Annotated in this window: 12 protein-coding genes; 6 read left to right on the top strand and 6 right to left on the bottom strand. The window is 60.3% G+C overall.

Annotation, left to right across the window (positions count from 1 at the left end; all coding sequences use genetic code 11):
* Nucleotides 1–102: 102 nt before the first annotated feature.
* The 5 genes from ACN0Q0_RS00875 to ACN0Q0_RS00895 form a co-directional block, all read right to left on the bottom strand.
* Nucleotides 103–720, bottom strand: a complete 618-nt coding sequence (locus ACN0Q0_RS00875) for an NADH-quinone oxidoreductase subunit C (RefSeq protein ID WP_417241460.1) — start codon at nucleotides 718–720, stop codon at nucleotides 103–105.
* 11 nt (nucleotides 721–731) lie between these two features.
* The gene (locus ACN0Q0_RS00880; RefSeq protein WP_417241461.1) at nucleotides 732–1,265 is read right to left on the bottom strand and encodes a NuoB/complex I 20 kDa subunit family protein; all 534 of its coding nucleotides are present in this window, start codon (nucleotides 1,263–1,265) and stop codon (nucleotides 732–734) included.
* Nucleotides 1,256–1,621, bottom strand: a complete 366-nt coding sequence (locus ACN0Q0_RS00885; protein WP_417241462.1) for an NADH-quinone oxidoreductase subunit A — start codon at nucleotides 1,619–1,621, stop codon at nucleotides 1,256–1,258. Before ACN0Q0_RS00885 ends, ACN0Q0_RS00880 begins: the two co-directional genes overlap by 10 nt.
* A gap of 324 nt (nucleotides 1,622–1,945) precedes the next feature.
* Nucleotides 1,946–3,139, bottom strand: coding sequence for a DegT/DnrJ/EryC1/StrS family aminotransferase (locus ACN0Q0_RS00890; protein WP_417241463.1), 1,194 nt, complete (start codon nucleotides 3,137–3,139; stop codon nucleotides 1,946–1,948).
* Nucleotides 3,136–3,801: an HAD-IA family hydrolase gene (locus tag ACN0Q0_RS00895; RefSeq protein ID WP_417241464.1), complete on the bottom strand. Its 666-nt coding sequence runs from the start codon at nucleotides 3,799–3,801 to the stop codon at nucleotides 3,136–3,138. Before ACN0Q0_RS00895 ends, ACN0Q0_RS00890 begins: the two co-directional genes overlap by 4 nt.
* Nucleotides 3,802–3,959: 158 nt before the next feature.
* On the opposite strand from ACN0Q0_RS00895, the gene glmU reads away from it, so the two are divergent.
* The 4 genes from glmU to moaA are packed head-to-tail and all read left to right on the top strand — an operon-like array spanning nucleotide 3,960 to nucleotide 8,835.
* A complete protein-coding gene (gene glmU, locus ACN0Q0_RS00900) occupies nucleotides 3,960–5,312 on the top strand; it encodes a bifunctional UDP-N-acetylglucosamine diphosphorylase/glucosamine-1-phosphate N-acetyltransferase GlmU (RefSeq protein ID WP_417241465.1) in 1,353 nt (450 codons plus the stop codon).
* Nucleotide 5,313: 1 nt separating this feature from the next.
* Complete coding sequence (gene glmS, locus ACN0Q0_RS00905) at nucleotides 5,314–7,137, top strand: glutamine--fructose-6-phosphate transaminase (isomerizing) (RefSeq protein WP_417241466.1); 1,824 nt, start codon at nucleotides 5,314–5,316, stop codon at nucleotides 7,135–7,137.
* A complete protein-coding gene (locus ACN0Q0_RS00910) occupies nucleotides 7,134–7,778 on the top strand; it encodes a DNA alkylation repair protein (RefSeq protein WP_417241467.1) in 645 nt (214 codons plus the stop codon). Before glmS ends, ACN0Q0_RS00910 begins: the two co-directional genes overlap by 4 nt.
* Nucleotides 7,779–7,818: 40 nt before the next feature.
* Nucleotides 7,819–8,835 carry a GTP 3',8-cyclase MoaA gene (gene moaA, locus ACN0Q0_RS00915; RefSeq protein WP_417241468.1) on the top strand — a complete coding sequence of 339 codons (1,017 nt, stop codon included), beginning with the start codon at nucleotides 7,819–7,821 and terminating at the stop codon, nucleotides 8,833–8,835.
* A 177-nt stretch (nucleotides 8,836–9,012) separates the two neighbouring features.
* Here moaA and ACN0Q0_RS00920 read toward each other — a convergent pair whose 3' ends face one another.
* Nucleotides 9,013–10,173 carry a M20 aminoacylase family protein gene (locus ACN0Q0_RS00920; protein WP_417241469.1) on the bottom strand — a complete coding sequence of 387 codons (1,161 nt, stop codon included), beginning with the start codon at nucleotides 10,171–10,173 and terminating at the stop codon, nucleotides 9,013–9,015.
* Between the two features lie 298 nt (nucleotides 10,174–10,471).
* On the opposite strand from ACN0Q0_RS00920, the gene ACN0Q0_RS00925 reads away from it, so the two are divergent.
* Complete coding sequence (locus tag ACN0Q0_RS00925; RefSeq protein WP_417241470.1) at nucleotides 10,472–11,476, top strand: ABC transporter ATP-binding protein; 1,005 nt, start codon at nucleotides 10,472–10,474, stop codon at nucleotides 11,474–11,476.
* The gene (locus tag ACN0Q0_RS00930; protein WP_417241471.1) at nucleotides 11,469–12,461 is read left to right on the top strand and encodes an ABC transporter ATP-binding protein; all 993 of its coding nucleotides are present in this window, start codon (nucleotides 11,469–11,471) and stop codon (nucleotides 12,459–12,461) included. Before ACN0Q0_RS00925 ends, ACN0Q0_RS00930 begins: the two co-directional genes overlap by 8 nt.
* Nucleotides 12,462–12,485: the final 24 nt, after the last annotated feature.

Raw genomic sequence — 12,485 nt, forward strand, 5'->3', positions numbered from 1 at the left:
AAAAACGTTGAAGCGGCGCGAGGGACCCCGCGACGCCGAAACGCTCGTCATTTTACGTTGCGCCGGGTGTCCCCGACACTGTGAGAGCGCGCCCCATAGGGATCACGCACCCGCCTTGTCGCCGTCGCCCTTCTCGTCGCCCGGAAGGATATAATGCGCACCCTCCCATGGAGAGAGATTGTCGAACTGGCGGTATTCCTGAGTCAGCGACACAGGTTCGTAGACCACGCGCTTGAGCTCTTCGTCGTAACGGACTTCGGTGTATCCCGTGGTCGGAAAATCCTTGCGCAGCGGGTGGCCGCGGAACCCGTAGTCCGTCAACAGGCGACGCAAATCGGGGTGACCCGAAAAGATGATCCCGAACATGTCGAACACTTCGCGCTCGAACCAGTTGGCCGAAGGATGCAACGCCACGATCGAGGCAATCGTTTCATCCTCACGCACCGCCGCGCGCACACGAATGCGGTGGTTCTGGTACATCGAGAGGAAATGATAGACGACATCAAACCGCTGCGCCCGCGCAGGATAATCAATCGCCGTAATGTCGATCAGCATCGAAAACTTGCACGTTGCATCGGTTTTGAGGAAATCCACAAAATCGACGATCTTCGATGCAGGGACCGTAACCGTCAACTCGCCATAGGCAATGTCGGTGGAAACCACATCATCGGGACGTTTGAGTTCGATATGAGCGGCAAGCTCCTGAAGTGCTCCAGTCATCTCATCCCCTCCTATCGGGCAATCGTGCCGGTACGGCGGATTTTGCGTTGCAGCTGCAAGATACCGTACATCAGCGCCTCGGCTGTCGGCGGGCATCCGGGAACATAGATGTCCACAGGCACAATGCGATCACATCCGCGCACAACCGAATAGCTGTAGTGATAATAGCCGCCGCCGTTCGCACAGGATCCCATCGAGATCACATAACGCGGCTCGGGCATCTGGTCGTAGACCTTGCGCAACGCAGGGGCCATTTTGTTGGTCAACGTGCCGGCAACGATCATCAGATCGGACTGGCGCGGGGACGCGCGCGGCGCGGTACCGTAACGCTCGACGTCATAACGTGGCATGGAGGTGTGCATCATCTCGACCGCACAGCACGCCAGACCAAAGGTCATCCAGTGCAGCGACCCCGTGCGGGCCCAGTTGATAATGTCCTCGGTGGAGGTCAACAGGAACCCTTTGTCCTGCAACTCCTTATTGAGCACCTGCGTAGAGTGTTCTTTGTCCACACCCGCGGTATTTTGCGTCGTCGTCACGCCCATTCCAGCGCTCCTTTCTTCCACTCATAGGCAAAGCCTACGGTCAGAACGCCCAAGAACACCATCATCGACCAAAAGCCGACAATCCCGACATCCTTGAACGCGACGGCCCAAGGGAACAGAAAAGCGATTTCGAGATCGAAAATGATAAAGAGGATCGAGACCAGATAGAACCGGACATCGAACTTCATGCGTGCATCGTCAAAGGCGTTAAAGCCACATTCGTAGGCCGACACTTTTTCAGGGTCGGGATTGCGAACGGCAACGATCAGGGCGGCGAAAATGAACACGAGACCCAGCGCGATGGCGAGGCCTAGGAAAATGACGATGGGAAGGTAGTCCCGAAGCAAGTCTTCCACGAGCGGCTCCTTAGAGTTGCGCCCACGCTTGGCTTGAATAGCTGCGGGACGCTTGGCTTAAGCTGAACGTGGTTTAGCCCCCTGCGACATTGTGGTCAACCAAACGCACGGTTTTTTATCTCCGTATTTTCCTGTGTTTGGTTGGTTTTTCGTGACTTTAGTCAACGCGCCTCCGGAAAACGCCACACAAAGCCCGATACGGGACGCAAAAGTCGATTCGACACGGGCACCATCCACAGCCCCCCCACGCATACCCCTCTGTATACCTTACTGTTTTTCTTGGTTTAAAGGCGCCCGCGCGGTTTTCCCGTCACGCGCACGCCCTTACATACAGGCCGCGATTTCGGCGCGAATAATCCGCGCCACCAACGCACAATCGGCAAGACTAAAGGTCAGCGGCAAACGCATGTCGACAATGGCCCGCAACACGCGATCGCTATCGGGCAAGGGCTGCGGATCGGCATAGCGCCAACTGTCGTAGCGCGAGGTGAACGCCACCGGCTCGGGCGCCCCGAACCACTTCAATTCGACCCCCCGCGCCTTGCAGCGCGCCACGACCGCCTCGATGTGTGCATCCTCCCAATCAAGCAACAAAAACTGGATGGACGAACCGACAAACCCCTCTTGTTGGGGCCGCTCGATCAGGGTCAGGCCGGCAACATCACGCAACCCCTCCTCGACCACGCGGTAACGTGCGTTCCAGTTGTCCACCTGATCCGCGAGACCGCGCAACTGAACCCGTAAAATTGCAGCCCGCAAATGGTCCATACGGCCGGAAATGTTCGGCGTGTCATACTTGACCTTTTCGAACACCTCGACGGGGGGGCGTGCGGTATGCGCCCCGTATAACATGTACGATCCCGACAACATAATGGCCCGCGCCGCCACCGCGTCATCGTCGGTGGTCAACACGCCCCCTTCGCCCGAATTGATGTGTTTATAGGTCTGGGTCGAATAGCACGCGACCGTGCCGTGGCGCCCCGACGCCACCCCGTCCCACGTCGCCCCCATGGTATGGGCACAATCCTCGATCACCGTCACGCCCGCGCCATTACAGATGTACATCAGCGCATCCATGTCGACGATATGGCCACGCATGTGCGACAACATCAACACCCGTGCCCCCGTTTCGGAAATCTTGACCTGCAAGTCATCCAGATCAATCACCAGACCTTCGGTCACGCCGACAAAAACCGGACGCGCCCCCACGGAAGCAATCGCCCCCGGAACCGGCGCGAGCGTAAAGGCATTGGTCAACACCGCATCACCCGCCGCAACCCCCACAGCCCGCAACGCACAGCCAAGCGCATAGCCCCCCGACGCAACGGCAAGCGCGTATTTCGCGCCTGTGCAGGCCGCAAATTCAGCCTCCAGTTGCGCCACCTCACCCACCTCGTCGGGCAAGACGTTATAACGGTGCAAGCGCCCCGAACGCATCACCGCAACCGCGGCCTCGATCGCCTCTTCGGGGATCGGTTCCTGTTGCGTGAAATTGCCGCGAAATACCTCGTCACTCATCCGATCAACTCCCGCGTAAGCCGACCAAGGTCTTGATAATCATGCAACAATGCCTCTGGCGCGAGATCTTTGACCCCTGCCCCGTCCGGCCCGAATGTGACGAGCGCACAGGGCACACCCGCCGCCCGCGCGGTGTCGCGATCCGTCTCGGTATCGCCCACGATAAAACTCTGCGCCACCACGCCGCCCGCGCCCTCGACCGCCGCAACATAGGGTTTGGGATCGGGCTTGCTCACCCCCACCGTCTGTGCGCCGATCATCGAGGCAAACAGGTCACGAATGCCAAGCGACACCAACAACCGGTCGGCCAGGGCCTCGGGCTTGTTGGTGCAAATCCCCACCGCATAGCCGTCCGACCGAAGCGCCTCGACCGCCTCCGCCGCCCCGTCATAGAGCCGCGTATGCACATCAATGGCCGCCCCGTAGGCGTCGAGCAAAACCGGATACTGCGCCGCGACATCATCCGCCGTGAACGCGGGCCTCACCCGTCCGAACCCCAAGGCCAACATCGCCCGCCCCCCCCGAAACGCCGTGCGCGCATCGGCAACAGGGTCAAGCACATCCCCATACCCGAGTTCGCGAAAACACACATTGGCCGAGGCAATCAGGTCGGCGGAGGTATCCGCAAGCGTCCCGTCCAGGTCGAAAATCACTGTCCGCATCACGGCCCCTCTTTCACTTTGTTCTTGCGTCATCGGCAAACTTGCGCCGCCCACCTGTAATGTGGCGACAAAATTAGTGAAGCCCCGCCCCTTGCGGCGCTGTCTCCCATCGGTAAAACGGCTTACAAACAAATAAAAGAGCAGATTGGGACAATCACATGTCGACCGCCCTCATTATATTAGCCGCAGGCCAAGGCAGCCGCATGAATTCGGACCTGCCAAAAGTGCTGCACGAGGTCGCAAATGCACCGCTGTTTGCCCACGCATTGGCGGCGGGCGGATCGCTTGCCCCCGAAAGAACCGTGCTTGTCGTTGGTCACGGCGGGGATCTGGTCGAGGCCGCAGCGCTCAGGATCGACGACACAATCGCCATCGCCCGCCAAACCGAACAACTCGGCACCGCCCACGCCGTGGCGCAGGCCCGCGAGGCACTTGACGGTTTCGACGGCGATGTGATGGTCCTCTATGGCGATACGCCGTTTGTCTCCGCCGGAACACTTGAACGCATGACCGCCGCCCGCGCCACCCACGATGTGGTGATCCTCGGGTTCGAGGCCGCCGACCCCGCCCGCTATGGCCGCCTCGTTGTGAACGGCGACAAACTGGAGCGCATCGTCGAATACAAGGACGCTGATCCGGCCACACGCGCCCTCACCCTGTGCAACTCCGGCGTGGTCTGCGCCGATGCCGCAACGCTGTTTTCCCTGATTGATGCGGTTGGAAACGACAATGCCTCGGGCGAATACTACCTCACCGATATCGTTGAAATCGCATGGAAAACTGGCAAAACAGCCACCGCCGTATCCTGTGACGAGGCCGAAACGCTCGGCATCAACACCCGTGCCGAACTGGCCCGCGCCGAACGCCTGTTCCAGACCGCGAAACGCGCCGAGGCCCTTGAAAACGGCGTGACCTTAACCGCACCCGAAACCGTGTTCTTCTCGCTTGATACCTATGTGGGGCGTGACGCGATTGTGGAACCCAACGTGGTCTTTGGCCCCAATGTGACGGTGGAATCCACCGTCCGCATCCGCGCCTTTTCCCACCTTGAGGGCTGTCACGTCTCGATGGGCGCCACGGTCGGCCCCTATGCCCGTTTGCGCCCCGGCGCGGAGCTGTCCAACAACGCCCATGTCGGCAATTTCGTCGAGATCAAAAACGCCCGCATCGGCGAAGGCACCAAGGTCAATCACCTCACCTATATTGGCGATGCCGAGATTGGCGATGGCACCAACATCGGTGCAGGCACGATCACCTGTAACTACGACGGCGTATTCAAACACAAAACGACCATCGGCAAAAACGCCTTTATCGGCTCGAACACCATGCTTGTCGCCCCCGTCACCGTGGGGGATGACGCCATGACGGCGAGCGGATCGGTGATCACCACAAACGTCGAGGCAGGGGCCTTGGCCATCGCACGCGCCAAACAGGTCTCGAAACCGGGGCTCGCAGTGCGAATGTTCGAAAAGTTAAAGTCTGCGAAGAAAAAAGCGCAAAAAGGTCAGTAAAATGTGTGGAATTGTAGGGGTTCTTGGAACCCATGAGGTCGCGCCACTTTTGGTAGAAGCCCTCAAACGGCTCGAATATCGCGGCTATGACAGCGCCGGAATTGCCACCGTGGACAACGGCAAACTGGATCGCCGCCGCGCGGTTGGCAAACTGGTGAACCTGAGCGACACCCTGGTCCACAACCCGCTCGCGGGCAAATCCGGCATTGGCCACACCCGGTGGGCCACCCATGGCGCCCCCACGGTCGAAAACGCCCACCCGCATCAGGCGGGGCCGGTGGCCGTTGTGCACAATGGCATCATTGAGAACTTTCGCGAATTGCGTGCGGATCTGGCGGATAAAGGCTACAACTTTGTCACACAGACCGACACGGAAACGGTCGCCCTCCTCGCGCAAAGCTTTGTTGACGCAGGAAAATCCCCCGTAGACGCGGCCATGGCCACCATCGACGCCCTCGACGGGGCCTTTGCGCTCTGTTTCCTCTTTGATGGCGAAAACGACTTGCTTGTGGCCGCCCGCAAAGGCTCGCCCCTGGCCATCGGCCACGGCGACGGGGAGATGTTTGTCGGCTCCGACGCCATCGCGCTTGCGCCGATGACCGATCAAATCACCTACCTTGACGAGGGCGACCGCGCGGTGTTGACCCGCCGTTCGGTAGAGATTTTCGACGCAAGCGGCGCACAGGTACAACGCCCCCGCCGCCAGATCAAACTCGACGCCACACGGATCGAAAAAGCGGGCCATAAACACTTCATGTCAAAGGAAATTGCCGAGCAACCCACGGTGATCTCCGAGGTCGTCAATGCCTACCTGTCCGCAGATGGAAACGACATTGTTCTCCCCGGTGAGGGCGTGGATTTCTCGCAATTCGACCGCGTTGTGATGGTGGCCTGCGGCACCGCCTATTACGCCTGTTTCACCGCAAAATACTGGTTCGAACAGATCGCGCGCCTGCCCGTTGAAATCGACGTGGCCTCCGAGTTCCGTTACCGTGAGCCACCCGTCTCCCCACGGACCCTCGCCGTGTTTGTCAGCCAGTCGGGCGAGACCGCCGACACCCTTGCCGCCTTGCGCTATATGTCTGGAAAGGCGGACAAAATCATCTCTGTTGTCAATGTCGCGGAAAGCTCGATTGCGCGCGAGAGCGATCTGGCCCTGCCGATTATGGCGGGCGTCGAGGTCGGCGTTGCCTCGACCAAAGCCTTCACCTGTCAGTTGAGCGTTTTGGGCCTGTTGGCGCTTCACGCCGCCCACTCCCGCGGCGAGATCGACAATGCCGCTCTGGCCACACATCTGGGCGAAATGCGCACCTTGCCCGGCCTGATGACCCGTGCGCTCGACCTCGACACCGTGTTTCACGACGTATCCCAAGACCTGTCCGAGGCCACAGACGTGTTGTTCCTCGGGCGTGGCGCGATGTTTCCCCTCGCCCTCGAAGGCGCGTTGAAGCTCAAGGAAATCAGCTACATCCACGCCGAAGGCTATGCCTCTGGCGAGCTCAAACACGGCCCCATTGCCCTGATCGATTCCCACATGCCCGTCATCGTCTTTGCCCCGCACGATGCGCTGTTCGACAAAACCGTCTCGAACATGCAAGAGGTCATGGCGCGGGGCGGCAAAGTGTTGTTGGTCTCGGACAAAAAGGGATTGAACATCGCCTCTGACGGCGTTTGGAAAACAATTCAAATGCCTGACGTCTCTGACTTTTTCGCTCCTATTCTCTACGCGCTCCCCGCGCAATTGATCGCCTACCACACCGCGGTTGCCAAAGGCACCGATGTGGATCAACCCCGCAACCTTGCAAAATCGGTGACTGTCGAATGACCCTACATGAGGCGCTTGCCGCACTCCAATCCGAAGGTGACGCGACACGCGCCGCCGACCTGTCCTCACGCTTTGGTGCGGGGGTGTATCTCGGCGTTGCGCCTGCGCGGCTTGACGAACTTGCCCGCACATGGCGCCAGGACATCGCCTTTCCCGAGCGCCTTGATCTGGCGCGTGGCCTTTGGGCGGCGGAGCCACACGAGGCGCGTGTGATGGCGGCAAAACTGCTGACCCAAGCCCGTATCAAAGACGATGCTGCGGTCTGGGACCAGATTTGCGCATGGATTTCAGACGCCCGCAATTGGGCCGAGATCGACGCGCTCGGTGCCGCGGGCGGGCGCCGTCTTGTGGGCGACCTGAGCCGCATGGCCACCGTTCACGCCCTCGCCGCCTCCGACCGCGCCCTTGATCGCCGCGCCGCGATGATCCTGAGCACGCCGCTTGCGAAACTGGCCCACCCGGGCAAGGACGAATTGAACGCCATCGACGATGTGCTGTTCTGGCTCACCCACGCCCTGCAAGACACCGACAAGGATGTAGCCCGCACCGCCGACACATGGGTCCGCGCCCTCGGCAAACACGATAGCAAACGCGCCAAGATGGTGCGCCGTGTCGTCGAGATGCGCAAAAGTGATAGCTGATCCACTTGGCACCCACGGCCCGACCGCGTAGGCTCCCCGCATGACAGACACTCCTCGCCTGATTGACCCCTTCGCCCGCGCGATCACCTACCTTCGGGTATCGGTAACGGATCGCTGCGATTTCCGCTGTGTCTATTGCATGGCCGAGGACATGACGTTCCTCCCCAAAAGGGACCTGCTGTCCCTCGAAGAGTTGGACCGCATGTGTTCGACCTTTATCGGGCTTGGCGTCGAAAAGCTGCGGATCACGGGTGGCGAACCTTTGGTGCGGCGCGGGATTATGACGTTTTTCAACGGTATGTCGCGCCATCTCGACAGCGGCGCGCTCAAGGAACTCACCGTCACCACCAACGGCTCGCAACTGGCGCGTTTTGCCACCGATCTCTATGCGGCGGGGGTGCGGCGCATCAACGTATCACTCGACACGCTCGACCCCGACAAATTCGCCCGCGTCACCCGTTGGGGGCGGCTCGAACAAGTGCTCAAAGGCATCGAAGCGGCGCGCAACGCGGGGCTGCGGGTCAAGATTAACGCGGTGGCGCTCAAGGGCTTTAACGAGGACGAATTGTTCACCTTGACCGACTGGTGCGCCCGCGAGGATATGGACCTGACCTTTATCGAAGTAATGCCCATGGGCGATCTGGGCGACGACGCGGACCGCGTGGGGCAATTCTGGTCGCTTGAGGATCTGCGCGGCGATCTGGCCACACGGTTCACATTGACCGATTTGACCGAAAATTCCGGCGGTCCTGCCCGCTATGTGCGCCTTGAGGAAACCGGTCAGAAAATCGGGTTCATCACGCCACTCAGCCATAATTTTTGCGAAAGCTGTAACCGCGTGCGCATGACCTGCACGGGCGAGTTGTTCATGTGTCTGGGCCAGGAGGACAATGCGTCCTTGCGCGATATTATGCGGGCAAGCCCCGAGGACAACGCGCCGCTGATCGCCGCCATCCGCACCGCGATTTCCAACAAGCCCAAAGGCCATGACTTTGATTACTCACGCCAACAAGAAGACGGAAAGATGACCCGTCACATGTCGCACACAGGCGGGTGAGGCACGCCCGAAAACAGTCCAGTGAACTGTTTTTAGCGCCGCACGCGCGGGCAATCCTACCCGTGCCGGTTGACAAGCGACCACTCCCATCGCCACGCGCCGCGCGAGCGGCACGCCCGAAATAAAAAGGCGCCGCCCCGTAGGGCAGCGCCTTTATCATTCTGTGATTTGAGGGGGTTAGCCCGCCAAACGGCTTTCCACCATTTCAACGTACCATGACGATCCGGCGGGAATGGCCTCGTCGTTAAAGTTGAACTTGGGGTGGTGAACAGGGGCGCTATCCCCGTTGCCGATCAGGATGTAGGCACCGGGGCGTTCCTCCAACATATAGGCGAAATCCTCGCCGCCCATCACCAATGGTGAGTGGTCACATTTGCCCGCAATTTTGGTGGCCGCCTCGATCGCGTATTCGGTTTCACGCTCATGGTTCACCATCACCGGATAGCCGCGATGGTAGTCCACCGTGGCCGTCGCATCCAGACTCGCCGCGATGCCTGTGGCGATGGCGGTAATCCGCGCCTCGACCTGATCGCGGATCGCGGCGTCAAGTGTGCGCGCCGTCCCGCGCAGGACCACCCGCTGTGGAATCACGTTGTGCGCCTTGGACGAGGTTTCGAACGAGGTCACGGAGACCACGGCCTGTTCGGTCGGGTCGACGTTGCGCGATGCGATGGTTTGCAGCGCCACGACCACATGCGAGGCCACAACGGTGCTATCAACGGTTTCATGCGGCTTGGCGGCATGGCCGCCTTTGCCCTCGACCGTAATCTCGAACTCGTCGGCCGCGGCGAAAAACGGACCCGAACGGATGGCAAAGGTGCCGACCTCATGGCCCGGCCAGTTGTGCATCCCGTAGACCTCATCAATGCCGAACCGCTCCATCATGCCCTCTTCGCACATCACGCGGCCACCGCCACCGCCCTCTTCGGCGGGTTGGAAAATCACCACGGCAGTGCCATCGAAATTGCGGGTCTCGGCGAGATATTTGGCCGCGCCAAGCAACATCGAGGTGTGACCGTCATGGCCACAGGCATGCATCACACCCGGCGTCTGCGAGGCATATTCAACGCCCGTATCCTCCAGAATCGGCAGCGCATCCATATCGGCCCGCAAACCGACCGTGCGCCCCGAGGTCGCGGATTTGCCTTTGATCACACCGACAACCCCCGTTTTGCCAATCCCCTCGACCACCTCGTCACACCCGAACGCGCGGAGCAAATCGGCAACCTTGGCGGCTGTGCGATGCACCTCGAACATCAATTCGGGGTGGGTATGAATGTCATGGCGCCATTCGGTGATCTCGGGCAACATTTCCGCAAGGCGGTTTTTGACGGGCATAGGAGGCTCCTCAGGTGGATTGGGTTGGGGGAACGGTCGCGCCCACTGAACCGGCCTGAAGGGCGCGTTGCAAGTGTGGCGTGTGACCGCACGCTATTACGGCACAAATTGAGCGCCCGCTCGCCCGCCGTCAAGCACACATGTCCAACAATTGACCAAAAGATTAAAAAATCGCCCGATCCTCACGTCACCCCTTGCTCACGGGCGCTACTCTGCTACCGTTCACGTAAATTGATGTCTGAAAACAGGCGCAAGATAATAAAAAACTAACAAGTATAACGACTTGGGGGATTCACATATGGCCGATGGGGCCGCTTCCGTATTAGATGTGCGGGACCTGACATGCGTGTTCGAAACACGCGGCGGGTCCATACACGCCGTGAACTCCGTGACCTTCTCCCTTGGTGCCGGCGAGCTGTTGGGCGTCGTGGGCGAAAGTGGCTCGGGCAAGTCCGTCACGATGATGTCGCTCATCGGCCTCGTCCCCTCCCCGCCCGCCAAAGTCACCGGAACGGGTGTCACTTTTGGCGGCATCGACCTTTTGACCGCCTCCGAGGACGAATTGCGCGCCATTCGCGGCGCCCGGATCGGCTTTGTCTTTCAGGATCCGATGACCTCGCTCAACCCTGTGTTCACCGTCGGCTTTCAATTGATGGAGCCGCTGCGCAAACATATGGGCATGACCAAGGCCGAGGCCCGCGTGCGGGCCAAGGAGCTGTTGGAGCTTGTCGGCATTCCCGATGCCGAACGCCGCCTCGCGGATTATCCGCACCAGTTTTCGGGCGGGATGCGCCAACGGGTGATGATCGCCATGGCATTGGCCTGTGACCCCGAGGTGCTGATCGCGGACGAACCGACGACGGCGCTCGACGTGACGATTCAGGCGCAGATTCTGGAACTGATGCACGAGCTGCGTAAAAAGCTTGGCATGGCGGTAATCTGGATCACCCACGACCTTGGCGTTATCGCGGGCATCGCCGATCGCGTGTTGGTGATGTACGGCGGCCAGATCGTCGAACACGCCCCTGTGCGCGACCTGTTCAAAACCCCCGCACACCCCTATACCCGCGCGTTGTTGAAAACGGTTCCCAGTGTGCGCGGCGAACGCGAGGACCGCCTGTTGGTCATCGACGGTCAACCGCCGATTTTGCACGCGCCGCCCACCGCCTGTGCGTTCCGCGACCGCTGTTCCTACCGGTTTGAGCGCTGTGACCGAGAAAGCCCCGCACGGTTCGATATCGGCCACGGCCATGACGCCGCGTGTTTTTATGACTTCGAGACGGGAGGACCGCGCGATGCTTGATGCGGACGCAAAGACACCTCTGGTCGAGATCCGCGACCTGAAAATGCACTTCCCCATTCACGCGGGCCTTTTGCGCAAACGCGTGGGCGAAGTCAAAGCCGTCGACGGGATTTCATTCGACATCTACGAGGGCGAGACCCTCGGGTTGGTTGGCGAAAGCGGCTGTGGCAAATCCACCGCAGGACGTGCGATTTTGCGCCTGTATGACATCACCGAAGGCTCGATCGTGATCGACGGGCGCGAAATCGGCCCGACCCCGCAACCCGAGTTGCGCGAAATGCGCACCACCATGCAGATGGTGTTTCAGGACCCGCAGGCCTCGCTCAACCCGCGCATGAAAGTCTCCGCCATCATCGGTGAGCCGCTTGACGAGCACACCACGTTGAGCAAGGCCGAAAAACGCGAAAAGGTGTTGGGGTTGATGGACGCCGTGGGTCTCAACCGCGACTTTGCCAACCGTTATCCACACGAGTTTTCGGGCGGCCAGCGTCAACGCATCGGCATTGCCCGCGCGCTTGCGCTCAACCCCAAATTCATTGTCTGTGACGAACCGATTGCGGCGCTCGATGTGTCCATTCAGGCTCAGGTGGTCAACCTGCTCGAAGACCTGCAAGAGGAATTGGGGCTGACCTACCTGTTCATCTCCCACGACCTGAGCATGGTGCGCCATATCGCCGATCGCGTGGCGGTGATGTATCTGGGTCGCATCGTTGAGTTGGCCGACCGCGAGCGTCTGTATGATGCCCCCGCACACCCCTACACCCAAGCCCTGTTGTCCGCTGTGCCCGAACCCGATCCCTGGATCGAGGACAAGGTCGAGCGGGTCATTTTGCAAGGCGACGTGCCATCCCCGTCCAACCCGCCGCAGGGCTGTAATTTTTGCACCCGCTGCCCCAAGGTGATGGAGATCTGCAAGACCGAGGAGCCCCCCGTCGTCGAGGTCGCACCGGGCCACATGTCGGCCTGTCACCTGCACGCGATGTAACCAACAACCATAGCGAAAGAGCCG

The sequence above is a fragment of the Celeribacter sp. genome (assembly GCF_048259695.1).
Lineage (GTDB): Bacteria > Pseudomonadota > Alphaproteobacteria > Rhodobacterales > Rhodobacteraceae > Celeribacter.